Below are 24,756 nucleotides of genomic sequence, written 5' to 3'. Positions count from 1 at the left end.
GATACCAGACTGGCTTTTATGCTTTCAAGCCGGTGTTACATCGCTTTTTTGGTCAACTCGATAACGCGCAGTTTCGCGATCGCTTTGGCCAGCTCTGCAGACGCCTGAGCGTAATCCACGTCGCCATGAGAGCTTTTAATCTGCTCTTCTGCTTTACGCTTCGCTTCCAGAGCTCGTGCTTCGTCGAGATCCTGGCCACGAATTGCGGTATCAGCCAGTACGGTCACGCTACCAGGTTGCACTTCAATAATGCCGCCTGACAGATAGATAAACTCTTCATGACCGAACTGTTTAACGATGCGGATCATACCAGGCTTAATGGCGGTGAGCAGCGGGGCGTGACCCGGGAAAATACCCAGTTCACCTTCGCTACCCGTTACCTGGATTTTTTCGACCAGACCAGAGAACATTTGTTGCTCTGCGCTGACGACATCCAGGTGGTATGTCATTGCCATATCACCCTCCGATTAAGGCGTTAAAGTTTTTTGGCTTTTTCCACTGCTTCGTCAATGGAACCGACCATATAGAACGCCTGCTCCGGCAGGTGATCGTATTCGCCTTCCATGATGCCTTTAAAGCCACGGATGGTGTCTTTCAGCGCAACGTATTTGCCCGGAGAACCGGTAAATACTTCTGCTACGAAGAACGGCTGGGACAGGAAGCGCTGGATCTTACGTGCGCGTGCTACCACCAGTTTGTCTTCTTCAGACAGTTCATCCATACCCAGGATGGCGATGATGTCTTTCAGTTCCTGATAACGCTGCAGCAGTGACTGTACGCCACGCGCGGTGTCATAGTGTTCCTGACCAACAACCAGTGGATCCAGCTGACGGCTGGTGGAATCCAGCGGGTCAACGGCCGGGTAGATACCCAGAGACGCGATCTGACGGCTCAGTACCACGGTTGCATCTAAGTGAGCAAAGGTGGTGGCTGGTGATGGGTCAGTCAAGTCATCCGCAGGTACGTATACCGCCTGAACAGAGGTGATAGAACCGGTTTTGGTAGAGGTGATACGTTCCTGCAGAACACCCATCTCTTCCGCCAGGGTCGGCTGGTAGCCTACCGCTGATGGCATACGACCCAGCAGTGCAGATACTTCTGTACCGGCCAGGGTATAACGATAGATGTTGTCAACGAACAGCAGTACGTCACGACCTTCGTCACGGAACTTCTCAGCCATGGTCAGACCGGTCAGCGCAACGCGCAGACGGTTTCCTGGTGGCTCGTTCATCTGGCCATAAACCAGGGACACTTTGTCCAGAACGTTGGAGTCGGTCATTTCGTGGTAGAAGTCGTTACCCTCACGAGTACGCTCACCCACGCCTGCAAACACGGAGTAACCGGAGTGCTCGATCGCGATGTTACGGATCAGCTCCATCATGTTTACGGTTTTACCTACACCCGCACCGCCGAACAGACCGACTTTACCGCCCTTCGCGAACGGACACATCAGGTCGATAACTTTGATGCCGGTTTCCAGCAGTTCCTGAGAGCTTGACAGCTCTTCATAGGAAGGTGCTGGACGGTGAATAGCCCAACGATCTTCTTCGCCGATGTCGCCTTTCATATCGATCGGCTGACCCAGGACGTTCATGATACGACCCAGAGTTGCTTTACCTACCGGGACTTCGATCGGGTGCTCGAGGTCTTTAACATCCAGACCACGACGCAGACCGTCGGAAGAACCCATGGCGATGGTACGCACGATACCGCCACCGAGCTGCTGCTGAACTTCCAGCACCAGGCTCTCGTTACCATTCTGAACCTCAAGAGCATCGTACACGCGCGGTACGGCATCCTGAGGGAATTCGACGTCAACCACGGCGCCGATTACCTGGACAATTTTTCCAGTAGCCATCTTGAATCCTCTACGAATTAACCTGGTTATACCGCGGATGCACCACCGACGATTTCGGTGAGTTCCTGAGTAATGCTGGCCTGACGAGCTTTGTTGTATACCAACTGCAGCTCTTTAATCAGGCTGCCGCCATTGTCGGTCGCGGCTTTCATCGCCACCATACGTGCGGCCTGCTCGCTGGCCAGGTTTTCTACCACACCCTGATAAACCTGAGATTCAACATAACGACGCAGCAGGGTATCCAGCAGCGGTTTAGGATCAGGTTCATACAGGTAATCCCAGGATTTACGCTTCAGCTCACCGTCTTCTGATGCCGGTAACGGCAGCAGTTGCGTGAGGGTCGGAGCCTGGGACATGGTATTAATAAATTTGTTGCTGACAACGTACAACCTGTCCAGACGGCCTTCATCATAGGCCTGCAACATCACTTTTACCGGGCCGATCAGTTCGGATACGGACGGGTTATCACCCATGCCGGTCACCTGGGCGACGATATTGCCGCCTACGGAATTAAAGAAAGAGACGCCTTTAGAGCCGATCATCGCGATATCGCTCTGAACGCCTTTATCAGACCACGCTTTCATATCCGCCAGCAGCTTTTTAAACAGGTTAATGTTCAAGCCACCGCACAAACCACGGTCGGTAGACACCACCAGGTAGCCCACGCGCTTAACATCGCGTTCTTCCAGGTAAGGGTGCTTATATTCCAGATTACCGTTCGCAAGGTGACCAATCACTTTACGCATGGTATCTGCATAAGGACGGCTGGAAGCCATACGCTCCTGCGATTTACGCATTTTGGAAGCGGCGACCATCTCCATCGCTTTAGTGATTTTTTGCGTATTCTGGACGCTTGCGATCTTACTACGTATCTCTTTTGCGCCGGCCATGAGCTTCTCCTCAATGCCTTGCGGTCTGCCCTAAGACAGACCGCCAGACTTTACCAGGACTGGGTTGCTTTGAAGGAATCGAGCAGGCTTTTCAGCTTGCCTTCGATCTCGTCGTTATAGCCACCGGACTGGTTGATCTCTTGCATCAGTGGAGCATGGTCACGGTCAGCGTAAGCCAGCAGAGCGGCTTCGAAGCTACCGATTTTCGCCAGTTCTACATCCCCCAGATAACCACGTTCTGCTGCGAACAGTACCAGGCCCTGCTGTGCAACTGACATAGGGGCATACTGTTTCTGTTTCAGCAGCTCGGTCACTTTCTGACCATGGTCAAGCTGTTTACGGGTTGCATCATCAAGGTCAGATGCAAACTGGGAGAACGCTGCAAGTTCACGATACTGTGCCAGCGCGGTACGAATACCACCGGACAGTTTCTTGATGATCTTGGTCTGCGCTGCACCACCCACACGGGATACGGAGATACCTGGGTTAACTGCCGGACGAATACCGGAGTTAAACAGGTTGGTTTCCAGGAAGATCTGACCATCGGTAATCGAGATTACGTTGGTCGGAACGAACGCAGAAACGTCACCCGCCTGGGTTTCGATGATTGGCAGTGCGGTCAGAGAACCGGTCTGGCCTTTCACTTCACCTTTGGTGAAAGCTTCAACGTATTCCGCGTTAACGCGGGATGCACGCTCCAGCAGACGGGAGTGCAGATAGAACACGTCGCCCGGGAATGCTTCACGTCCTGGTGGACGACGCAGCAGCAGGGAAACCTGACGGTAAGCAACAGCCTGTTTGGACAGGTCATCGTACACAATCAGTGCATCTTCACCGCGGTCACGGAAGTATTCGCCCATGGCGCAACCGGCATACGGAGAAAGATACTGCAGTGCAGCGGATTCAGAAGCAGTCGCCACAACAACGATGGTGTTAGCCAACGCGCCGTGCTCTTCCAGTTTACGCACCACGTTTGAAATGGTGGACGCTTTCTGGCCGATAGCCACGTACACACATTTGATGCCAGAATCACGCTGGTTGATGATTGCATCGACAGCCATCGCGGTTTTACCGGTCTGACGGTCACCGATGATCAGCTCACGCTGGCCACGGCCGATTGGAATCATCGCATCAACGGATTTGTAACCGGTCTGCACCGGCTGGTCGACGGACTGACGTTCGATAACGCCTGGCGCGATAACTTCGATTGGCGAGAAGCCATCGTTATCAATCGGACCTTTACCGTCGATTGGTGCACCCAGGGTGTTCACCACGCGACCCAGCAGGCCACGGCCAACCGGAACTTCAAGAATACGGCCAGTACACTTAACCTTCATGCCTTCGGCGAGGTCAGAATACGGACCCATCACAACTGCACCTACGGAGTCGCGCTCCAGGTTCAGTGCGATAGCGTAACGGTTACCCGGCAGGGAAATCATCTCACCCTGCATACAATCGGCCAGGCCGTGGATGCGGATAACACCGTCGCTTACAGAAACAATAGTACCTTCGTTGTGAGCTTCACTCACAACACTGAACTGAGCAATGCGCTGCTTGATCAGTTCGCTGATTTCGGTGGAATTCAGTTGCATGCTCCAGTCCCCTTAAGACTGCAAGACGTCTGCAAGGCGTTCAAGACGGCCGCGTACGCTGCCATCAATGACCATATCACCCGCTCGGATGATTACGCCCGCCATTACAGACTTATCTATATTGCAATTCAGCTTCACTTTGCGTGACAAACGTTTTTCCATCGCAACGGTGATCTTCGAAAGCTGTTCTTTACTCAGTTCAATTGAAGAAGTTACATGAACTTCAACGGTCGCTTCACTGAGGGCACGTAAGTGCTCGAACTGCTCAAGAACATCCGGGAGCGCTTTAAGACGACCATTTTCTGCCATTACCCGAATCAGGTTCTGACCGTTGGTGTCCAGTTGCTCACCGCAAATGGCGATGAACGAACTGGCGAGGGTCTCTGGTGCCAGTGCACCAGAAAGCATCTCAGCCATGTGTTCGTTTTTCGTTACCTCAGCGGCAAACGCCAGCATATTCTGCCAGCGATCGACATTTTGGTGTTCGATAGCAAAGTCAAAAGCTGCTTTGGCGTAGGGGCGAGCTACCGTAATAAATTCAGACATCAGCCCCTCCCTCCTTACAGTTCAGCGACAAGTTTGTCCACGATGTCGCTGTTAGCAGCTACATCCACGGAACGTTCGATGATCTTCTCGGCGCCAGCAACAGCCAGAATCGCGACCTGCTTACGCAGTTCTTCACGAGCACGTTTACGCTCGGCATCAATTTCTGCCTGCGCCTGTGCAACGATCTTAGTGCGTTCCTGTTCTGCTTCAGCTTTCACGTCGTCCAGGATCTGAGAACGGCGTTTGTTAGCCTGTTCAATGATCACCTGAGCTTCAGCTTTCGCTTTTTTCAGCTGGTCTGTCGCGTTGGCCTGTGCAAGGTCCAAATCTTTCTTAGCGCGTTCAGCAGAAGCCAAACCGTCAGCAATTTCTTTTTGACGTTTTTCGATGGCTGCCATTAAAGGCGGCCATACATACTTCATGCAGAACCAGACAAAGAGAATAAACGCGATGGCCTGGCCGAGGATTGTTGCGTTCATGTTCACAGCACAATACCTCTTAAATTTCTGTGGCTTGGGGTTTTAAAAACTGATTACGCGACAGCAAACATCACGTACAGACCCAGACCAACAGCGATCATCGGGATTGCATCCACCAGACCCATAACGATAAAGAACTGTGTACGCAGCAGAGGAATCAGATCCGGTTGACGCGCTGCGCCTTCCAGGAATTTGCCCCCGAGGATGCCGATACCGATCGCAGCACCGATAGCCGCCAGACCCATCATCACAGCGGCAGCCATGTACAGCAGATCCATATTCAGGTTTTCCATGACAGTCTCCAGTTTGTTTCAATAAAAACGTAGTAGTGGTGGTAAAGAATCAGTGCTCTTCAGACGCCATCGACAGATAGACGATCGTCAGAACCATGAAGATAAAGGCTTGCAGCGTAATGATCAGGATGTGGAAAATGGCCCAAGGCACATTCAGAATCCACTGTGACCACCACGGCAGAAGACCCGCGATCAGAATGAAAATCAGCTCACCCGCATACATGTTACCGAACAGTCGCAGACCAAGAGAAACTGGTTTGGACAGCAGGCTAACGCCTTCCAGGATCAGGTTGACCGGAATGAACGCCCAGTGATTGAACGGCTGCAAGGTAAGCTCTTTCACGAAGCCGCTTACGCCTTTCATTTTGATGCTGTAGAAAAGAATGAGGATGAATACGCCCAGCGCCATGGACAGGGTGATGTTCACGTCAGCAGACGGAACCACACGCAGTGCAGGCAGACCAAGCACATGCTCGCCGATGTACGGCAGCAAGTCGATAGGCAGAAGGTCCATCATGTTCATCAGGAAGACCCAGACAAAGACCGTCAGTGCCAACGGAGCAATCAGCTTGCTCTTACCATGGTACATGTCTTTGACACTGCTATTGACGAAGCCGATGACCAACTCGATTGCCGTCTGGAATTTCCCAGGTACGCCACTGGTCGCTTTTTTGGCAACACTATGGAATACGGCCAGGAACAACAGACCCAAAACCACCGAGAAGAACATGGAGTCAATGTTGAGCGTCCAGAAGGTGGCCGGGGGGTTATACGGATCCACCAGCGAGAATGTACGCAAGTCTATCTGAAGGTTCATCAGATGGTGACTAATGTAATCCTGCGGCGTCATATTTTCTGAAGCCATGATGCCTTTTACCCTTTGTTGTTGATTACAGCTGGCGCCAGAACTTGTACCACCAGCACCAAAACCCACGTCACGATCAGCGGCAGAAATACCACCTTAAAAACAGCCAGCGCCACCACCAATAAAGCAAAGGTTAGCAACACCTTACACACTTCACCAAGAGCGAAGGACCAGGCCATGCGGCCTTTGGCGGGTGTATGCGCCTGATGACGCCAGGCAAAAATCATAAACAGCATATTCGGCACAACAACTGCCAAACCTCCGCTTACCGCAGAGATGCCCCAAAAGGGGTCTTTGAGGCAGAATAGCAATCCACTTGCTATCACCGCCAGAAACTGAATGAACAGAAGCTTACGAGCAACGTTTCGACTCAAGAGCGACACTGACATCACGTTTTTACTCCTGCCTACTTCGAGGTATGTCGCGTGTCGTATAAAACGTTCTTTAAGGCTCTGAGTCAAGCAGCAAAAAGCGGTCAAATTATACGGTGCGGCCCCGTGATTTCAAACAATAAGTAGCGAAAAGGTGAATAAATGTTTAAATATTTTTCTGCGACGCTATTTCTTAACTTTTAGTTAAACTGAGAACGACTCATTAAAACTGCAAACCACGTAGAAACATTGGCAGTAAAGCGTGCACACGATCACAAAATAGGCATTTACGTTAAGGTCGAACAAATCAAATCAGTAAATCACCGTATTTCATCTTTCTGATATTAAAGAGTAATTTCAGTAACTTTTCCCAAAACAGCCCTGTACACAATGAAAACCTTTTATTGACATTTATAATAAAAATTTAACATTGCAATCTTGTTACCTCTGCCTACTTTTAGCAGGCTGATATTTCCCTGGTTGATTATATTTCAGGGTTAACGACCCACAACGTTAACCACAGGAAAAACATCAGTAACATTAAGGTTAAAATTAATCTGCACGTTTCCGGTGCCTGACGCTGTTATTTAACATACAAAGAACAGCACAAATTCCACATTTTTTATTAATTTTTTAAAAATTGTTTGGCTTAATTACCACCAAATGACGCTCCCCTTCCAGTTGAGGGACACGCAGCTTAACCGCAGATTCAACAGAGAATCCCGCTGGCATGTGTGCAATTTCATCTTCCGGCAGCACGCCTTTCAGGGCATAGAAGCGTCCGTTTTGCGCAGGCAAGTGCTTGCACCAGCTGATCATATCATTGAGCGAAGCGAAGGCACGGCTGATGACGCCATCAAACGGCGGCTCTGCCGGGAAGTCCTCTACCCTACTCTGCACCGGATGAATATTTTCAAGTTTCAGCTCGTGCTGAACCTGACGCAGGAAGCGCACGCGCTTGCCCAGGCTGTCCAGCAGCGTGAACTGGCACTCAGGGCGTACGATAGAGAGCGGAATACCCGGCAGACCAGGACCTGTGCCAACATCGATAAAACGCTCGCCCTGCAGGTGGGGTGCCACAACGATGCTGTCGAGGATATGACGAATCAACATCTCGTTGGGATCACGCACCGAGGTGAGATTATAGGCCTTGTTCCATTTGTTGAGCATATCGACATACCCCACCAGCTGGTTTTTCTGGTGATCGGTGAGCGAAATGCCGGCTTGATCCAGCAGACGAGTGAGTTTGTTGAGCACGGTGAATACCTGTTTAAAAGAATTGCCCGGTGGGGCTGACGCTTACCGGGCCTGCGAATGGTAGGGCGGGTAAGCGTTAGCGCCACCCACCATAACCACAGCGAAGAACGGAATTACGCGCTGCGGCGTAACATTCCCTGTTTTTTCAGCCAGACCAGCAGAATCGAGATGGCCGCAGGCGTGATGCCTGAAATACGCGTTGCCTGACCAATGGATGACGGCTTATGGTCATTCAGCTTGGCGATCACCTCGTTGGAGAGACCATTCACCAGGCGATAATCCAGCGTTGCCGGCAGGATCGTATTCTCGTTTCGCTGCTGTTTCTCGATCTCGTCCTGCTGACGGGCGATGTAACCTTCGTACTTCACCTGGATTTCAACCTGTTCTGCAGCTTGTACATCGTCCAGCCCTGGGGCGAACGGCGTCAGCTGGGTCATCTGTGCGTAAGTCATCTCCGGACGACGGAGCAGATCTTCACCGCTGGCTTCACGCGACAGTGGCGCAGACAGGTGAGCATTCACTTCGGCTACAGACTCTGTGGTTGGGTTTACCCAAGTGGATTTCAGGCGCTGACGTTCACGCTCGATGTTTTCCAGCTTCTCGTTGAAACGCGCCCAGCGGGCATCATCCACCAGACCCAGCTCGCGACCCATTTCGGTCAGTCGCAGGTCGGCGTTGTCTTCACGCAGCATCAGGCGATATTCCGCACGCGAGGTAAACATGCGGTACGGTTCTTTGGTCCCGAGCGTGCAGAGGTCGTCCACCAGCACACCCAGATAAGCCTGAGAACGTCCCGGTGCCCAGCCTTCTTTCTCGGCAGAGAAGCGCGCTGCGTTCAGACCGGCCAGCAGGCCTTGTGCAGCGGCTTCTTCGTAACCGGTGGTGCCGTTGATCTGGCCCGCGAAGAACAGACCCTCGATAAATTTGCTTTCCAGGGTCGGTTTCAAGTCACGCGGATCGAAGAAATCGTACTCAATGGCATAGCCCGGACGCACAATCTTCGCGTTTTCCATCCCCTGCATCGAACGGACGATTTGCATCTGTACGTCGAATGGCAGGCTGGTGGAGATCCCGTTAGGGTAGATCTCGTTAGAGGTCAGCCCTTCTGGTTCGAGGAAGATCTGGTGTTGGTTACGATCGGCAAAGCGCATCACTTTGTCTTCGATCGACGGGCAGTAACGTGGACCGATCCCTTCGATCACGCCAGCATACATCGGGCTACGATCGAGGTTATTGCGGATCACGTCATGGGTTTTCTCGTTCGTATGCGTGACATAGCACGGCACCTGGCGCGGATGTTGATCCACATTGCCCATGAACGAGAAGACCGGTATTGGGTTGTCACCGTGTTGTTGTGCCAGCACGCTAAAATCGATCGTACGGGCGTCAATACGGGGCGGCGTGCCGGTCTTCAGGCGGCTGACGCGAAGCGGCAGCTCGCGCAGTCGGCGCGACAGCGAAATGGACGGCGGATCGCCTGCACGGCCACCGCTGTAGTTATCCATCCCGATATGAATTTTGCCATCAAGGAACGTCCCGACTGTCAGCACTACGGCTTTGGCACGGAACTTGAGACCCATCTGAGTGACGGCGCCAACGACGCGATCGTTCTCGACGATCAGATCTTCAACCGCCTGTTGGAAGATCATCAGGTTCGGTTGATTCTCCAGCGCAGTACGCACCGCCTGACGGTACAGCACGCGGTCGGCCTGAGCACGAGTCGCACGAACGGCGGGGCCTTTGCTCGCGTTTAGTATCCTAAACTGAATGCCAGCATGATCGATCGCGGTCGCCATCAGGCCGCCAAGCGCATCGACTTCTTTTACCAGGTGTCCTTTCCCAATGCCGCCAATCGCCGGATTACAGGACATTTGTCCCAGCGTGTCGATATTGTGTGTCAGAAGCAGGGTCTGCTGACCCATACGCGCTGCGGCCATCGCGGCCTCAGTGCCTGCGTGACCCCCGCCAATGATGATGACGTCAAAAGGATCCTGATAAAACATGCTTTCCTGCCTTGCGTAAAGCGGTTTGAAAATGGATTGAAGCCCGGGCCGTGGATTCTACTCAACTTTAGTCGATCGAGAAAGCACTGGGATCCTGGCTATTAAAAAGAAGATCTTTTTATTTAGAGATCTGTTTTATTATGATCTCTTATTAGGATCGCGGTTTTCTGTGGGTAAGCCGGATCTCATGAATAAGATCATGTGGTTAGGAAGGATCGTTTGCTGTGTATGATCGGTGATCCTGCGACGTATAAGCTGGGATCAAAATGGCATGTTATGCACAGGCCAAAAAGTCACCAGCGGTTGTTCATGGGATAACTACCGGTTAATCAAAGCTTTTAACCATAGTTATCCACAACTGATCGCACGATCTTTAATCGTTTTTGAGTAAATTTTTCCATTCAGCCAGCCAGATCTCTGCTGGATCTTCCGGAATATCGTGATCGAGGATGTTGATCTTCAGCGTTTCACCAATCTGTTGCGCTCCGCAGGCCTTGAATTCCGTCTCAACTTTCTCAACGGCACCGCAGAAGGTGTCATATTCCCGGCTACCGAGGCCAATCGCACCAAAACGGACGTTCGCGAGGTCAGGCTGCTGCTCTTTTAACTCTTCATATAAAGGAAGCAGGTTATCCGGAAGATCCCCGGCACCGTGCGTTGAGGTGATCAACAGCCAGATCCCGTCGATCGGCAGATCTTCTAATAACGGCCCGTGCAGCGTTTGTGTCGAAAAGCCGGCATCTTCCAGCTTCTCGGCCAGATGTTCCGCGACATATTCAGCGCCGCCAAGGGTGCTACCGGTAATGAGAGTTACATCCGCCATGATCGACCACTCCTGAGTTCAGAGTGGGGTATTGTACGCTGTGAATGCCCTGGGATCTACCTGTGGAAAATGTGGTGATTATTTTGCCTGTCTACGGGCGGATGGTACGCATAATCGGGTTCTGCAGCGAGATCAGCGTCTCGGTGGACTGAATTTCATCAATTGTTTGGATCTTGTTGATAAGTACCTGCTGGAGGGCATCGATCGATCGACACATCACCTTAATAAAGATGCTGTAGTGGCCGGTGGTGTAATAGGCTTCGGTGACTTCATCCAGCGCATTCAATTTTGCCAGCGCTGAAGGATAGTCTTTTGCGCTTTTCAGGATGATGCCGATAAAGCAGCACACGTCGTAACCCAGATGTTTTGGGCTGACGTCGATATGCGCCCCGGTAATGATCCCCGCCTGTTTCATTTTCTCTACGCGAACGTGAATGGTACCAGGGCTGACGCCAAACTGTTTTGCCAGTTCGGCATAGGCGGTACGGGCGTTGGCCATCAGGGCTTCAAGAATGCCGCGGTCCAGATTGTCGATCTGATAATTTTCCATAGTTTTTTCTTATGAAGATTAATGAATCACTCTATTTTAGCGGGTAATTTTAGTGAATCAAAAGCGATGGCGTCATTTTATTGTTGGATTATTGAAAGGCGTTCTTTTTTGTTGCTTAATCAGTGCCAACAGGACGCAGGAGTATAAATAATGAAAACCGCTTACATCGCACAACAACGCCAGATCAGTTTCGTAAAATCCCATTTTTCCCGCCAGTTGGAAGATAAGCTTGGCCTGATTGAAGTGCAGGCGCCAATTTTAAGCCGTGTGGGCGATGGGACGCAGGACAACTTGTCTGGTTGCGAAAAAGCGGTACAGGTGAAAGTGAAAACACTGCCCGATGCCCAGTTCGAAGTGGTTCATTCGCTGGCGAAGTGGAAACGGCAAACCCTGGGACAACACGACTTCAGCGCGGGCGAAGGGCTTTACACGCACATGAAAGCCCTTCGCCCCGATGAAGACCGCCTTACCGCTATTCACTCTGTTTACGTTGACCAGTGGGACTGGGAACGCGTAATGGGTGACGGCGAACGTCATACCCGCACGCTGAAATCGACGGTAGAAGCCATCTATGCCGGGATCAAAGCCACTGAAGCGGCGGTCAGTAAAGAATTTGGTTTAACCCCGTTCCTGCCGGAAACGATCCAGTTTGTCCACAGCCAGGAACTGCTGAGCCGTTTCCCGGATCTGGATGCCAAAGGCCGTGAGCGCGCGATCGCCAAAGAGTTGGGTGCCGTGTTCTTGATTGGGATTGGCGGCAAACTGTCTCATGGACAGCGCCATGATGTGCGTGCCCCGGATTATGATGACTGGAGCAGTGAAGGTGACAGCGGACTGGCTGGCCTGAACGGCGATATTTTGGTGTGGAACCCGGTGCTGGAAGATGCCTTTGAGCTCTCCTCCATGGGGATCCGCGTCGATGCCGAAGCGCTGCAGCGTCAGCTGTCGATCACCGGCGATCAAGATCGTTTGCAGTTGGAGTGGCACCAGGCCCTGCTGCGTGGCGAGATGCCGCAGACTATCGGGGGCGGTATTGGTCAGTCTCGTCTGACCATGCTCCTGCTGCAGCTGTCGCACATCGGCCAGGTTCAGTGTGGCGTCTGGCCGCAACAGGTGCGTGATAGCGTGGATGCGCTGCTGTAATTAGCGTTTCCAGCGCCGCAATAAACGGCTCCGTAACCCGGTATCAAAGCGCCAGATATGATCGAAGATGCGCATGATGCCGGGTTTTCCATGGGTGGACATCGCCACCGCATGAAAACGATGTTGATGTTCCCGCTGCTGCACCTTTATTTTACTGACCACCTCATCCGGCAGCCGCTGGGCAATAAAATCCGAGATCACCACCGCGTCTGCGTCATACCACTCTCCGCCCTGCATTCGCTCGATAACGGCGCGAAAACAGCTGGCAAGATCGGTACCACCGCGAAAGCGCTGGCTTAAAAAACGGATCGCCTGCTCCAGACCGTGCTCACCCGAGAGTTCATAGCCCACCACCTCGCTGGAAAACAGCATGATATAGCAGCGCCGTCTATCGGCGAGGGCCACGCGCATCAGCGCCAGACAAAAGGCTTTGGCGCATTGCTCATTAAAGCCGCCCATCGAACCGGACGTGTCCACGCAGACGATAAACGGCCCCCGCGGTTGTTCGTCGAAATCCTGATGCACCGCCGGGCGCTGGCTGACCTTCTCACGCCAGGTATCTCCATGCAGGCGGTAGGTCAGCAGCTGTTTTTCGACCAGCCGACGGTAAAATTCATATTCGAGTTCCGTTATACCGAGGGTGGCCAGCTCCGGCGGCAGTAGCCGCAGGATATCGTCACTCTGTTGTAACCCGTCCACCTGCTCCGGTACCGTCGCCGGTTCGCGCACCAGGGTGCGGAAGGTTTCCAGTGGGGCATCCTTTTTTGGCACCGACTTCGCCTCCCGCGAACGGCCCAGCTGTTCTGCCAGCTGCATCAGCTCCGGCTGCTGCGCCAGAAAGTCACCATAGCGGACGATAAGCTGATAATCGCCGCGTTTGATCTGGCCCGCGCTCATATCCCAGAGCCGTCCGGCGGCATTTTCGTTCTCGACCAGCACCGGCTCCAGCGCCCCGGTCAACGTCATGCGTTCCTGCACTTCGCTGAGCAGTTGCTCGCGCTCTTCTTCCAGTAATTGCTGATTCAGCGACGTGGCCTGTACCACCAGGCTTAATCGCCAGCGCTGTAAAAACAGTGTGTGCAGGGCGGGCGTGAAGGTAGTGTTATCGGCCACCAGCTGTCGGGCCTGGCTGGCGTACGGGGAGTGAACCTTGTCCAGCAGGGTCAGGATCTGCGGCAGCTGTACAATCAGCTGCGGCGTGGAGACCAACTGGCTCTGCTGATAACACATCACCTCTTCGGTGAGCTCCGGCGGGACGCGGGTATCTTTCAGGCGCTTGCGTAAGTTATCCCGCCAGCGGGGGAGATCGTCGGTGATGGCGGTTTTGAGTCGGGGAAATTTTTCAAAAAAGACCACCAGCTGCGGCGAGGCCAGCAAGGCGAGGATGATCTCTTCGATCATCCCCTCTTCACCGACGGCCAGCATGATGTTGAGCGTATCCAGCGTCAGCATTGACGCGCCTGTTTAATCTGCGCGATCACATCCTGCAGGCTGGATTCAATGCGTCCCAGCCAGTCGCTGTGAATAAAGAGGCATTTTTGCTGTTCGCTAAAGCGGGTGTGCTGCAGGTGCCACTGGTTATCCAGCGCTTCCAGCTGCTGTTTGATCTCTTCCGGGACGCTTTCCGATGTGGTGCCGGGCAGCGCAAGACGCGATCCCTGCAAGCTGACGTCACGGATCACCAGATGCAGGCTGCCGTCCACTTCCATATTGAGCTGTTGGGCAAAGCCGATGCCGTTGAGTTTGCCGCGGATCTCGCCGCCTTTGCTCAGCCACAGGGAGAGGGCTTCACGCTCAATGGTGATGTGAATCACCTGCATTTCATGGAGCTTAAGCGGCTGCTGGAGCAGCAGCGTCAGCGTGGTATCGGTCAGTTCGTCCGGTAATTCATAATGCGGTTTCCGGGCGAACATGCCGCTCTGGCGGCTCACTCTCAGGGCGGTTTTATCGCTTTGCTGCTGTTGCAGCTGGAGGCGGCGCTGAGTAATGGCCCCAAGCTGATTGAGCATCTCCTGCTGCCCCCACGCGTGCCCGGTCATCAATATTTCCAGCTGCTGCTGCATCAGGTTCATGCCGCTGGCGTCATGCCACAGGCAATCCTTCAGCAGGATCAGATCGATGGGGGCAACCGCATCGCGGCCGCTGAACAGGGCGCTGGCCTGCAGCAGGCGAATGGCTTTTTTCCAGCGACGGTCAGACACGTAAGGCGCGCCCGGCAGGTTATCCAGCTGCTGGCGCAGCATAAAGACCAAATCGAACACCGCATCCGGCAGCGTGATTTTGCCGATATCGTGCTGCCACTGCTGATACTCCTCGTCAGTGACCTGAAGTGCGGCAGGCACGGGATTGTCGTTCTCATCCTGCTGGGTAATCAGCAGCGAGCGGAAATTCGCTTTGTCCTGCACTTTGTCGAGCCACAGACGGATCAGCATGCGGTCATACAGCGCTTCCAGGCTGCTGTCGGCTTCGGGCAGTTCGTTGGACGCGGCCACCAGCAGGCGCATCGGGATTTTGCCTTCGTACGCACCGTTACGGAACCGGCGTTCATTGATGGCGGTCAGCAAGGTATTGAGGATCGCCGGGCCGGCTTTCCAGATCTCATCGAGAAAAACAATCTCTGCTTCCGGGAGATAGCCCGCAGTCAGACGTTCATAGCGCCCTTCATCTTTTAGCGCCTGAATCGAGAGCGGGCCAAAGACCTCCTCTGGCGTAGAAAAACGGGTCATCAGGTATTCAAATGCCCGGGCATGTTGAAAAGCGAATTTTAGTCGGCGGGCAATCAGGCTTTTGGCAATCCCGGGCGGACCCAGCAGAAATACACTTTCGCCGCTTAGCGCCGCCAGCAAACAGAGTCGAATCGCATGACTGCGTTCGAATAGCCCTTTTTCCAACGCGTTGCTGAGGCGGGAAATTCTTTCTGCTAATAAATGAGTGTGAGCCATAATTGTTTTGCATCCTTTCGCCGTAAACCCGGCTAATTGAAGCGAGTATAGACGTTTCGGTCAGGGCTGGTAATAGACTGAACTGCGGTGCTATTTTCTTTGCGCTATGTTAATGCGGTTGCATTTAGGGGTACGATTCTGCGATTAATCGTGCATACTGTGCGCCTTTTGTGGGCCAAGGGACTAAGCACACATTTGTTATATAAACGAAAAGACTAGTCTATGAGCACTGATAATAAGCAATCATTACCCGCAATAACGCTCGCGGCGATTGGGGTTGTCTATGGTGATATTGGCACCAGCCCGCTTTATACGCTTCGTGAATGTCTGTCCGGCCAGTTTGGTTTTGGTGTTGAACGTGACGCTGTGTTTGGTTTTTTGTCACTGATCTTCTGGCTGCTGATCCTGGTTGTTTCTGTTAAATATCTCTCTTTCGTCATGCGCGCAGATAACGCCGGCGAAGGCGGTATCCTGACGCTGATGTCACTTGCCGGGCGCCACACGTCCGCCAGAATGACCTCGTTCCTGGTGATCATTGGTCTGGTCGGCGGCAGTTTCTTCTTTGGCGAAGTGGTGATCACGCCTGCTATCTCGGTGCTGTCGGCGATAGAGGGGCTTGAGATTATCGCGCCCCAGCTTGATGCATGGGTTGTGCCGCTGGCCATTATTGTTCTGACGCTGCTGTTCATCATCCAGAAACACGGTACTGGGCTGGTGGGGAAACTCTTCGCGCCGATTATGCTGACCTGGTTCCTGGTGCTGGCTGCACTGGGCTTACGCAGCATTATTGCTAACCCGGACGTGCTGCACGCGCTGAACCCTCTGTGGGCGGTTAACTTCTTCCTTGAATACAAGATGGTGTCGTTTGTGGCGCTGGGTGCAGTGGTGCTTTCTATTACCGGTGTTGAAGCGCTGTATGCGGATATGGGCCATTTCGGCAAACTGCCTATTCGCGTGGCATGGTTTTCTGTCGTGCTGCCGTCGCTGGTGCTGAACTACTTTGGCCAGGGTGCGCTGCTGCTTACCAATCCGGAAGCCATTAAAAACCCGTTCTTCCTGCTGGCACCGGACTGGGCGCTGGTACCGATGCTGATCCTCGCGACGCTGGCCACCGTGATTGCCTCTCAGGCGGTGATCTCCGGTGTGTTCTCCCTCACGCGTCAGGCAGTGCGCCTGGGCTATCTTTCGCCGATGCGCATCATTCATACGTCGGAGATGGAGTCGGGCCAGATTTACATTCCGTTCATTAACTGGCTGCTTTACACCGCAGTGGTCATTGTTATCGTTAGCTTTGAGCATTCGAGCAATCTGGCGGCGGCGTACGGTATTGCCGTCACCGGTACAATGGTGCTGACCTCCATTCTCTCCACCACGGTGGCATACCGAAACTGGCACTGGAACAAGTTCCTGGTGGCGATGATTCTGGTGGGCTTCCTGTGCATTGACGTCCCGCTGTTCTCGGCGAACCTGGACAAGATTGTCTCCGGTGGCTGGCTGCCGCTGACGCTGGGCCTGGTGATGTTCATTGTGATGACCACCTGGAAAAGCGAGCGCTTCCGCCTGCTGCGCCGGATGCACGAACACGGCAACTCTCTTGAGGCGATGATCGCCTCGCTGGAGAAATCACCGCCAGTGCGCGTGCCGGGCACGGCGGTATACATGTCGCGTGCCCTGAACGTCATTCCGTTTGCGCTGATGCATAACCTCAAGCACAACAAAGTCCTGCATGAGCGAGTGATCCTGCTGACGCTGAGAACCGAAGATGCGCCGTACGTGCATAACGTTCGACGCGTACAGATAGAGCAACTCTCGCCGACCTTCTGGCGGGTGGTGGCAAGCTACGGCTGGCGTGAAACCCCGAATGTGGAAGAGGTGTTCCACCGCTGCGGGCTGGAGGGCTTAAGCTGTCGGATGATGGAAACCTCCTTCTTTATGTCGCATGAGTCGCTGATCATCGGCAAACGCCCCTGGTATCTGCGCCTGCGCGGCAGGCTCTATCTTATCCTGCAGCGTAATGCCCTGCGTGCGCCCGACCAGTTCGAGATCCCGCCTAACCGCGTGATTGAGTTAGGGACCCAGGTCGAGATTTAAGCCTCCCCGCGGCCTGATGCCCTCACCTCAACCCGCTCCCACAGGGAGAGGGCGCAAACATCAAAAACGGTAACCTAAGGGTTACCGTTTTGCTTTCACCTCTCCTGCATTTCACTTAGCGAAACGTTTCGACGACGATCACAAATCTGCAACGCTGCGGTGGTTTTCTGTTCATCGATAAGATTAAACTTATCTCAGCGAAACGTTTCGCTGGTGGAGCAGAAAAATGAAGAAAGGCACGGTACTTAACTCTGAAATCTCATCGGTCATCTCCCGTCTGGGGCATACCGATACGCTGGTGGTTTGCGATGCAGGCTTACCGGTTCCGCGCAGCACTACCCGTATTGATATGGCATTAACGCAGGGCGTTCCCTCGTTTATGCAGGTACTGGGCGTGGTGACGGCAGAGATGCAGGTTGAGTCAGCCATTCTGGCGGCGGAAATCAAACAGCATAATCCGCAGCTCCACGAAACGTTGCTTGGTCATATCGAGCAGCTGCAACAACACCAGGGCACCACCATAAAAATTAATTACATAACGCACGAACAGTTCAAACAACACACCGCTGACAGCCAGGCGGTCATTCGCAGCGGGGAGTGTTCCCCGTATGCGAATATCATTCTCTGTGCTGGCGTCACCTTCTGAGGTCACCATGGACGCACTACTGCAACTGAAAGGGATCGATAAATCGTTCCCGGGTGTCAAAGCCCTCTCCGGCGCAGCGCTGAATGTCTACGCCGGGCGCGTAATGGCGCTGGTCGGTGAAAATGGCGCCGGCAAATCCACCATGATGAAAGTGCTGACCGGCATCTATATGCGCGACGCCGGTTCGCTGCTGTGGCTGGGCAAAGAGACCAGCTTTAACGGCCCTAAATCCTCTCAGGAAGCGGGTATTGGTATCATTCATCAGGAATTGAACCTGATCCCGCAGCTGTCAATTGCTGAGAACATCTTCCTCGGGCGTGAGTTCGTTAATCGATTTGGCAAAATCGACTGGAAACAGATGTATGCCGAAGCCGACAAACTGCTGGCAAAGCTGAATCTGCGCTTTAAGAGCGATCGGCTGGTGGGCGAACTATCGATTGGCGATCAGCAAATGGTCGAAATTGCCAAGGTGCTGAGCTTTGAATCCAAAGTCATCGTCATGGATGAACCCACAGACGCGCTGACCGACACGGAAACCGACTCTCTGTTCCGGGTGATTCGCGAGCTGAAATCCCAGGGGCGCGGCATTGTTTACATCTCCCACCGTATGAAAGAGATCTTCGAGATTTGCGATGACGTGACGGTTTTCCGCGACGGACAGTTTATTGCCGAGCGCGAAGTGGCCACGCTGACCGAAGACTCGCTGATTGAGATGATGGTGGGACGCAAACTCGAAGACCAGTATCCCCGTATTGCTAAGGCCCCGGGTGATATCCGTCTGAAGGTGGATAACCTGTGTGGTCCAGGCGTGCATGACGTCACTTTTACCCTTCGTCAGGGTGAAATCCTCGGTGTAGCCGGATTAATGGGGGCCGGGCGGACGGAACTGATGAAAGTTCTGTATGGCGCCCTGTCACGTACCAGCGGTTATGTCACCCTCGACGGTCATGAGGTTGTCACCCGTTCACCGCAGGATGGGCTGGCGAACGGTATCGTCTACATCTCCGAAGATCGCAAGCGAGATGGTCTGGTTCTGGGGATGTCGGTAAAAGAGAATATGTCGCTGACCGCGCTGGGCTACTTCAGCCGCAGCGGTGGTGGCCTGAAACATAAAGATGAACAGCAGGCGGTGAGTGATTTCATCCGGCTGTTTAACGTCAAAACCCCGTCAATGGAACAGGCGATCGGTCTGCTTTCCGGTGGTAATCAGCAGAAAGTGGCGATTGCCCGCGGCCTGATGACGCGTCCGAAAGTGCTGATCCTCGATGAGCCAACCCGCGGTGTGGATGTCGGCGCGAAGAAAGAGATTTACCAGCTCATTAACCAGTTTAAGGCTGACGGGCTGAGCATCATTCTGGTCTCTTCCGAGATGCCAGAAGTATTAGGCATGAGCGATCGCATTATCGTCATGCATGAAGGGCATCTCGGCGGTGAATTCACTCGCGAGCAGGCCACCCAGGAAGTTCTGATGGCTGCCGCTGTGGGCAAGCTTAATCGCGTGAATCAGGAGTAAGAAGATGACTACCCAGGCTATTTCTGGACGCCGATATTTCACTAAGGCATGGTTGCTGGAACAAAAATCGTTGATTGCCCTGCTGGTGCTAATCGCGGTGGTTTCGACCATGAGCCCGAACTTTTTTACCGTTAATAACCTGTTCAACATCCTCCAGCAAACATCGGTGAACGCCATTATGGCGGTCGGGATGACGCTGGTTATCCTGACCTCGGGTATCGATCTGTCTGTCGGTTCCCTGCTGGCGCTCACCGGCGCGATTGCGGCTTCAATTGTAGGGATTGAAGTCAACGCGCTGGTGGCCGTGGCGGCTGCACTGGCAGCAGGTACAGCAATTGGTGCTGTTACCGGAATGATCGTGGCGAAAGGGCGCGTGCAGGCTTTTATCGCCACGCTGGTGATGATGCTGCTGCTGCGCGGGGTGACGATGGTTTATACCAACGGCAGCCCGGTCAATACCGGCTTTACCGACAACGCAGACCTGTTTGGCTGGTTCGGTATCGGTCGCCCGCTGGGCATCCCGACCCCGGTCTGGATCATGGGCCTGGTGTTCTTAGCGGCCTGGTACATGCTGCATCACACGCGCCTGGGTCGCTATATCTATGCGCTGGGCGGTAATGAATCAGCAACGCGCCTGTCCGGGATCAGCGTTAATAAAGTCAAAATTATCGTGTACTCCCTGTGTGGCCTGTTGGCTTCGCTGGCGGGGATTATCGAAGTGGCACGTCTCTCCTCGGCACAACCGACCGCAGGAACAGGCTATGAGCTGGATGCCATCGCGGCGGTCGTGCTGGGCGGAACCAGTCTGGCAGGCGGTAAAGGCCGGATTATCGGTACGCTGATTGGCGCACTGATCCTCGGCTTCCTGAATAATGGTTTGAATTTGTTAGGTGTTTCTTCCTATTACCAGATGATCGTCAAAGCGGTAGTGATTTTGCTGGCGGTACTGGTAGACAACAAAAAACAGTAACTGACAACACTACAGGACATCTTTGATATGAACATGAAAAAACTGGCTACCCTGGTTTCTGCTGTCGCGCTGAGCGCAACCGTGAGTGCTAATGCCATGGCGAAAGACACTATCGCGCTGGTGGTTTCTACCCTCAACAACCCGTTCTTCGTCTCCCTGAAGGATGGTGCGCAGAAAGAAGCGGATAAACTGGGCTACGACCTGGTGATCCTGGATTCCCAGAACAACCCGGCAAAAGAGCTGGCTAACGTTCAGGACCTGACCGTTCGCGGCACTAAAATTCTGCTGATCAACCCAACCGATTCCGACGCTGTGGGTAATGCCGTGAAGATGGCGAACCAGGCTAACATCCCGGTAATTACGCTTGACCGCGTTGCGTCGAAAGGCGAGGTGGTCAGCCACATTGCTTCTGATAACGTGCTGGGCGGTAAAATTGCCGGTGACTACATCGCCAAAAAAGCCGGTGAAGGCGCGAAGGTTATCGAGCTGCAGGGTATCGCCGGGACATCTGCTGCCCGCGAACGCGGCGAAGGTTTCCAGCAGGCGGTTGCTGCACACAAATTTAACGTGCTGGCCAGCCAGCCGGCTGACTTTGACCGCACAAAAGGTCTGAACGTTATGCAGAACCTCTTAACCGCTCATCCGGACGTGAAAGCGGTGTTCGCGCAGAACGACGAGATGGCGCTGGGTGCGCTGCGTGCCCTGCAAACGGCCGGTAAAACTGATGTGATGGTTGTCGGATTTGACGGTACGCCGGATGGTGAAAAAGCGGTAAACGATGGCAAACTGGCGGCGACCATTGCTCAGCTTCCTGACCAGATTGGCGCTAAAGGCGTTGAAACGGCAGTAAAAGTGCTGAAAGGCGAGAAAGTCCAGGCTAAATATCCAGTTGACCTGAAACTGGTCATCAAGCAGTAATATGCGATTCAGGCAGCTAATGGCTGCCTGAGGGACAACCTAATAAAGAAAAACGTGGCATATGCCACCGGGTCAGCCCGGTGGCACTCTCTGATGGACACGCCCAATATGAAAACTGCAGGTAAGCTCGTCGTCCTTGGCAGTATTAATGCCGATCACATTCTCAACCTTGAATCGTTCCCGACGCCGGGTGAAACGGTGACGGGCCATCGTTACCAGGTCGCCTTTGGCGGTAAAGGCGCTAACCAGGCGGTCGCTGCGGGGCGCAGCGGGGCAGACATCGCCTTTATCGCCTGTACGGGTGATGACGATACCGGTGAGCGCGTGCGCAAGCAGCTGGAGAGCGACAATATCGATATCGCACCAGTCAGCGTAGTGCAGGGCGAGTCCACCGGCGTGGCGCTGATTTTTGTCAACGCCGAAGGTGAGAATGTAATCGGTATTCATGCGGGTGCTAACGCGGCGCTGACGGTTGAACGCGTCGAGGCGCAGCGCGACATTATCGCGGGTGCCGAAGCCCTGCTGATGCAGCTGGAATCACCGGTAGAAAGCGTGCTGGCGGCGGCAACAATTGCCCATGAAAATCATACCACTGTCGTACTGAACCCCGCGCCTGCCCGTGTATTATCAGACGAGCTACTGGCGCTGGTGGACATCATCACCCCGAATGAAACTGAAGCCGAAAAGCTGACGGGGATTCGCGTTGAAAATGACGATGATGCGGCGCGTGCGGCAAAAGCCCTGCATGAAAAAGGAATCAATACTGTCATCATTACGCTTGGCAGCCGTGGGGTCTGGGCCAGTGTCAACGGTGATGGATGTCGTGTACCGGGCTTTAAGGTACAAGCGATCGACACGATTGCTGCAGGTGATACCTTTAATGGTGCGTTGGTGACGGCGCTGCTGGAAGGCGAACAATTGGACAAGGCGATCCGTTTTGCCCATGCGGCCGCAGCTATTGCCGTGACGCGTACCGGCGCGCAGCCTTCTGTTCCCTGGCGCAATGAGATCGACGAATTTTTAAGTCAGCAGAGGTAACGCTTGGCCACAATGAAAGATGTCGCCCGTATGGCGGGCGTCTCTACTTCAACGGTTTCCCATGTCATTAATAAGGATCGCTTTGTTAGCGAGGCGATTCGGGAGAAGGTCGAAGCCGCGGTTAAATCCCTCAATTACGCGCCTTCCGCCCTGGCGCGCAGTCTGAAACTCAATCAGACGCGCACCATTGGTATGCTCATCACCGCCAGTACCAATCCCTTTTACTCCGAGCTGGTGCGCGGTGTAGAGCGCAGCTGTTTTGAACGCGGCTACAGCCTGGTGTTGTGCAATACCGAAGGTGATGAACAGCGCATGAACCGCAATCTGGAGACGCTGATGCAAAAACGCGTCGACGGATTATTGTTGCTGTGCACCGAAACGCACCAACCCTCACCCGAGATTATGCAGCGCTATCCCTCCGTTCCGACGGTGATGATGGACTGGGCACCGTTCGACGGCACCAGCGACCTGATTCAGGATAACTCCCTTCTGGGCGGTGACATGGCGACGCAGCATCTGATTGATAAAGGCTACACTCGCATCGCCTGCATAACCGGTCCGCTGGATAAAACCCCTGCCCGTATGCGTCTGGAAGGTTTTCTGGTGGCGATGGCGCGCGCAGGTTTACCCGTGCCTGACGGCTTCCAAATCACCGGTGACTTTGAGTTTAGCGGTGGGTTTGAGGCAATGCAGTCGCTACTGGCGTGGGAAGAGCGCCCGCAGGCGGTCTTTATTGGTAATGATGCGATGGCTGTGGGGGCCTACCAGGCGTTGTATCAGGCGGGATTACGCATCCCGGACGATATCGCCGTGGTGGGATATGATGATATCGAACTGGCACGCTATATGACGCCGCCGCTCACCACTATTCATCAACCGAAAGATGAGCTGGGCGAACTGGCTATTGATGTGCTGATTCACCGAATTGCTCAACCCACGCTACAACAGCAGCGGTTGCAACTAACGCCTGTGCTGATGGAGCGGGGATCGGTTTAACGTTTTACTGTACCGGTGCGGCAAGTAGCGCCTGGCTTGCCGCCATGGCGCGTGGCCCGTCGCTATCCTGAATGGCGTCGACGATGGCCTGGTGTAAATCCAGCTTCACCACTTCATCCTGAGTAATAGAGGTGAAGTAGGTGTGGTATATAGAATGAAAGAGTGAAGCGAAAGAGTTCAGGAACGGATTACCACTCATTTCATAGACATGTTCATGCCATGCCATATCGACTTCAATCCAACGCTCGCGGTTAAAGTGCTTTTTCAGATGAACCATCTCATCCATCAACGTATTCAATCGCGCTTTCTGTTCCGCTGAACCAAGCGTGGCCGCCAGTAAGCAGGCGTGCGGCTCCAGGCTGATGCGCATTATCAGGAAATGGTCGATGACCTGCTGAAAGTTATCCTCTGTCATCCACCATGACAGCAGCTCCTGATCGAGGAAGTTCCAGTTGCCCTGGGGCATCACCCGCGTACCGATACGCGGACGCGGTAGTACCATCCCTTTCGCTGTTAATGTTTTCACCGCTTCACGAACGGCTGTGCGGCTCACACCAAACTGCTCGCCCAATTCCATCTCACCCGGCAAAATGCTTCCGGGCATGTATTCACCTGTCAGGATCCGCTGTGCCAGTTTCTCTGCCAGCACATATGAAAGGTTCTTTTGTGCCGCCAGCTGTTGCGCGCTCAAGGACATAACGCTTATTCCTTAATTCTTAATACCCTTAAGTATGCCACCTGCACGGATAATGTGGTTGCTAAAACAGCAATTCACGCCGGTTATGGCGTAAAGATAAGCGCTTTGGCGAAAAATAACGCGGTTAGTGATTTTTTTTAAATTTACACTTGTCACCGTCAGAGAACTCCCTATAATGCGCCTCCACTGACACGGAACAACGGATTACAAACCGCCGTGGCAGCAGGGGTTCAGCGATGAACGCCGACAGAGAAAAGCGAAAATAAACGCTTGAC

The 24,756-nt window shown here is 53.6% G+C and carries 24 protein-coding genes; 8 read left to right on the top strand and 16 right to left on the bottom strand.

Going from position 1 to position 24,756, the window contains the following annotated elements; all coding sequences use genetic code 11:
- Positions 1-35 precede the first annotated feature (35 nt).
- The 13 genes from M8013_RS01875 to asnC form a co-directional block, all read right to left on the bottom strand.
- Entirely contained in the window at positions 36-455 is a 420-nt protein-coding gene (locus tag M8013_RS01875) for a F0F1 ATP synthase subunit epsilon (RefSeq protein WP_271266139.1), read from the bottom strand.
- A 20-nt stretch (positions 456-475) separates the two neighbouring features.
- Entirely contained in the window at positions 476-1,858 is a 1,383-nt protein-coding gene (gene atpD, locus M8013_RS01870) for a F0F1 ATP synthase subunit beta (RefSeq protein ID WP_271266138.1), read from the bottom strand.
- Positions 1,859-1,884: 26 nt separating this feature from the next.
- Positions 1,885-2,748 (bottom strand): F0F1 ATP synthase subunit gamma, encoded by an 864-nt coding sequence (gene atpG / locus M8013_RS01865; protein ID WP_271266137.1) that lies wholly within the window; start codon positions 2,746-2,748, stop codon positions 1,885-1,887.
- 50 nt (positions 2,749-2,798) lie between these two features.
- Entirely contained in the window at positions 2,799-4,340 is a 1,542-nt protein-coding gene (atpA, locus tag M8013_RS01860) for a F0F1 ATP synthase subunit alpha (protein ID WP_271266136.1), read from the bottom strand.
- A gap of 12 nt (positions 4,341-4,352) precedes the next feature.
- Positions 4,353-4,886: a F0F1 ATP synthase subunit delta gene (gene atpH / locus M8013_RS01855; protein WP_271266135.1), complete on the bottom strand. Its 534-nt coding sequence runs from the start codon at positions 4,884-4,886 to the stop codon at positions 4,353-4,355.
- Between the two features lie 14 nt (positions 4,887-4,900).
- Positions 4,901-5,371 (bottom strand): F0F1 ATP synthase subunit B, encoded by a 471-nt coding sequence (atpF, locus tag M8013_RS01850; protein WP_271266134.1) that lies wholly within the window; start codon positions 5,369-5,371, stop codon positions 4,901-4,903.
- Between the two features lie 47 nt (positions 5,372-5,418).
- Positions 5,419-5,658, bottom strand: coding sequence for a F0F1 ATP synthase subunit C (gene atpE, locus M8013_RS01845; protein ID WP_000429386.1), 240 nt, complete (start codon positions 5,656-5,658; stop codon positions 5,419-5,421).
- Positions 5,659-5,707: 49 nt separating this feature from the next.
- Positions 5,708-6,523, bottom strand: a complete 816-nt coding sequence (gene atpB, locus M8013_RS01840; protein ID WP_271266133.1) for a F0F1 ATP synthase subunit A — start codon at positions 6,521-6,523, stop codon at positions 5,708-5,710.
- A gap of 8 nt (positions 6,524-6,531) precedes the next feature.
- Complete coding sequence (gene atpI, locus M8013_RS01835) at positions 6,532-6,912, bottom strand: F0F1 ATP synthase subunit I (RefSeq protein WP_271266132.1); 381 nt, start codon at positions 6,910-6,912, stop codon at positions 6,532-6,534.
- Between the two features lie 615 nt (positions 6,913-7,527).
- Complete coding sequence (rsmG, locus tag M8013_RS01830) at positions 7,528-8,151, bottom strand: 16S rRNA (guanine(527)-N(7))-methyltransferase RsmG (protein ID WP_271266131.1); 624 nt, start codon at positions 8,149-8,151, stop codon at positions 7,528-7,530.
- Positions 8,152-8,264: 113 nt separating this feature from the next.
- Positions 8,265-10,154, bottom strand: coding sequence for a tRNA uridine-5-carboxymethylaminomethyl(34) synthesis enzyme MnmG (mnmG, locus tag M8013_RS01825; RefSeq protein WP_271266130.1), 1,890 nt, complete (start codon positions 10,152-10,154; stop codon positions 8,265-8,267).
- Between the two features lie 373 nt (positions 10,155-10,527).
- A complete protein-coding gene (mioC, locus tag M8013_RS01820) occupies positions 10,528-10,977 on the bottom strand; it encodes an FMN-binding protein MioC (protein WP_271266129.1) in 450 nt (149 codons plus the stop codon).
- A 91-nt stretch (positions 10,978-11,068) separates the two neighbouring features.
- Positions 11,069-11,527 carry a transcriptional regulator AsnC gene (gene asnC, locus M8013_RS01815; protein WP_271266128.1) on the bottom strand — a complete coding sequence of 153 codons (459 nt, stop codon included), beginning with the start codon at positions 11,525-11,527 and terminating at the stop codon, positions 11,069-11,071.
- 150 nt (positions 11,528-11,677) lie between these two features.
- Here asnC and asnA point away from each other — a divergent pair, with 150 nt between their 5' ends.
- Positions 11,678-12,670: an aspartate--ammonia ligase gene (gene asnA / locus M8013_RS01810; RefSeq protein WP_271266127.1), complete on the top strand. Its 993-nt coding sequence runs from the start codon at positions 11,678-11,680 to the stop codon at positions 12,668-12,670.
- Here asnA and viaA read toward each other — a convergent pair whose 3' ends face one another.
- Positions 12,671-14,122: an ATPase RavA stimulator ViaA gene (gene viaA / locus M8013_RS01805; protein ID WP_271266126.1), complete on the bottom strand. Its 1,452-nt coding sequence runs from the start codon at positions 14,120-14,122 to the stop codon at positions 12,671-12,673.
- Positions 14,116-15,612, bottom strand: coding sequence for an ATPase RavA (gene ravA, locus M8013_RS01800; protein WP_271266125.1), 1,497 nt, complete (start codon positions 15,610-15,612; stop codon positions 14,116-14,118). The genes viaA and ravA overlap by 7 nt, the downstream gene beginning before the upstream one ends.
- Positions 15,613-15,834: 222 nt before the next feature.
- On the opposite strand from ravA, the gene kup reads away from it, so the two are divergent.
- From kup to rbsR, 7 genes are all read left to right on the top strand, one after another.
- Positions 15,835-17,703: a low affinity potassium transporter Kup gene (gene kup / locus M8013_RS01795; RefSeq protein WP_271266124.1), complete on the top strand. Its 1,869-nt coding sequence runs from the start codon at positions 15,835-15,837 to the stop codon at positions 17,701-17,703.
- A 226-nt stretch (positions 17,704-17,929) separates the two neighbouring features.
- Complete coding sequence (gene rbsD / locus M8013_RS01790) at positions 17,930-18,349, top strand: D-ribose pyranase (RefSeq protein WP_271266123.1); 420 nt, start codon at positions 17,930-17,932, stop codon at positions 18,347-18,349.
- Between the two features lie 7 nt (positions 18,350-18,356).
- Complete coding sequence (gene rbsA / locus M8013_RS01785; protein ID WP_271266122.1) at positions 18,357-19,862, top strand: ribose ABC transporter ATP-binding protein RbsA; 1,506 nt, start codon at positions 18,357-18,359, stop codon at positions 19,860-19,862.
- Positions 19,863-19,866: 4 nt separating this feature from the next.
- The gene (rbsC, locus tag M8013_RS01780; protein WP_271266121.1) at positions 19,867-20,832 is read left to right on the top strand and encodes a ribose ABC transporter permease; all 966 of its coding nucleotides are present in this window, start codon (positions 19,867-19,869) and stop codon (positions 20,830-20,832) included.
- A gap of 27 nt (positions 20,833-20,859) precedes the next feature.
- Positions 20,860-21,750 carry a ribose ABC transporter substrate-binding protein RbsB gene (rbsB, locus tag M8013_RS01775; protein ID WP_271266120.1) on the top strand — a complete coding sequence of 297 codons (891 nt, stop codon included), beginning with the start codon at positions 20,860-20,862 and terminating at the stop codon, positions 21,748-21,750.
- A 108-nt stretch (positions 21,751-21,858) separates the two neighbouring features.
- Positions 21,859-22,788, top strand: a complete 930-nt coding sequence (gene rbsK / locus M8013_RS01770; RefSeq protein WP_271266119.1) for a ribokinase — start codon at positions 21,859-21,861, stop codon at positions 22,786-22,788.
- Between the two features lie 3 nt (positions 22,789-22,791).
- Complete coding sequence (gene rbsR, locus M8013_RS01765) at positions 22,792-23,784, top strand: ribose operon transcriptional repressor RbsR (protein WP_271266118.1); 993 nt, start codon at positions 22,792-22,794, stop codon at positions 23,782-23,784.
- A gap of 4 nt (positions 23,785-23,788) precedes the next feature.
- On the opposite strand, the gene M8013_RS01760 is transcribed toward rbsR, so the two are convergent.
- Positions 23,789-24,481: a FadR/GntR family transcriptional regulator gene (locus tag M8013_RS01760; RefSeq protein WP_271266117.1), complete on the bottom strand. Its 693-nt coding sequence runs from the start codon at positions 24,479-24,481 to the stop codon at positions 23,789-23,791.
- Between the last annotated feature and the right edge of the window lie 275 nt (positions 24,482-24,756).

The organism is Silvania confinis (assembly GCF_025564085.1).
Classification (GTDB): domain Bacteria; phylum Pseudomonadota; class Gammaproteobacteria; order Enterobacterales; family Enterobacteriaceae; genus Enterobacter; species Enterobacter confinis.
The sequence above is the reverse complement of the archived record's forward strand: the minus strand, read 5'-3'. Positions and strand labels throughout refer to the sequence as shown.

Coding starts and splice junctions, on each gene's coding strand:
- M8013_RS01875 (WP_271266139.1), bottom strand. CDS start 455: ATGGCAATGACATACCACCTGGATGTCGTCAGCGCAGAGCAACAAATG.
- atpD (WP_271266138.1), bottom strand. CDS start 1,858: ATGGCTACTGGAAAAATTGTCCAGGTAATCGGCGCCGTGGTTGACGTC.
- atpG (WP_271266137.1), bottom strand. CDS start 2,748: ATGGCCGGCGCAAAAGAGATACGTAGTAAGATCGCAAGCGTCCAGAAT.
- atpA (WP_271266136.1), bottom strand. CDS start 4,340: ATGCAACTGAATTCCACCGAAATCAGCGAACTGATCAAGCAGCGCATT.
- atpH (WP_271266135.1), bottom strand. CDS start 4,886: ATGTCTGAATTTATTACGGTAGCTCGCCCCTACGCCAAAGCAGCTTTT.
- atpE (WP_000429386.1), bottom strand. CDS start 5,658: ATGGAAAACCTGAATATGGATCTGCTGTACATGGCTGCCGCTGTGATG.
- atpB (WP_271266133.1), bottom strand. CDS start 6,523: ATGGCTTCAGAAAATATGACGCCGCAGGATTACATTAGTCACCATCTG.
- atpI (WP_271266132.1), bottom strand. CDS start 6,912: ATGTCAGTGTCGCTCTTGAGTCGAAACGTTGCTCGTAAGCTTCTGTTC.
- mnmG (WP_271266130.1), bottom strand. CDS start 10,154: ATGTTTTATCAGGATCCTTTTGACGTCATCATCATTGGCGGGGGTCAC.
- mioC (WP_271266129.1), bottom strand. CDS start 10,977: ATGGCGGATGTAACTCTCATTACCGGTAGCACCCTTGGCGGCGCTGAA.
- asnC (WP_271266128.1), bottom strand. CDS start 11,527: ATGGAAAATTATCAGATCGACAATCTGGACCGCGGCATTCTTGAAGCC.
- asnA (WP_271266127.1), top strand. CDS start 11,678: ATGAAAACCGCTTACATCGCACAACAACGCCAGATCAGTTTCGTAAAA.
- viaA (WP_271266126.1), bottom strand. CDS start 14,122: ATGCTGACGCTGGATACGCTCAACATCATGCTGGCCGTCGGTGAAGAG.
- ravA (WP_271266125.1), bottom strand. CDS start 15,612: ATGGCTCACACTCATTTATTAGCAGAAAGAATTTCCCGCCTCAGCAAC.
- kup (WP_271266124.1), top strand. CDS start 15,835: ATGAGCACTGATAATAAGCAATCATTACCCGCAATAACGCTCGCGGCG.
- rbsD (WP_271266123.1), top strand. CDS start 17,930: ATGAAGAAAGGCACGGTACTTAACTCTGAAATCTCATCGGTCATCTCC.
- rbsA (WP_271266122.1), top strand. CDS start 18,357: ATGGACGCACTACTGCAACTGAAAGGGATCGATAAATCGTTCCCGGGT.
- rbsC (WP_271266121.1), top strand. CDS start 19,867: ATGACTACCCAGGCTATTTCTGGACGCCGATATTTCACTAAGGCATGG.
- rbsB (WP_271266120.1), top strand. CDS start 20,860: ATGAACATGAAAAAACTGGCTACCCTGGTTTCTGCTGTCGCGCTGAGC.
- rbsK (WP_271266119.1), top strand. CDS start 21,859: ATGAAAACTGCAGGTAAGCTCGTCGTCCTTGGCAGTATTAATGCCGAT.
- M8013_RS01760 (WP_271266117.1), bottom strand. CDS start 24,481: ATGTCCTTGAGCGCGCAACAGCTGGCGGCACAAAAGAACCTTTCATAT.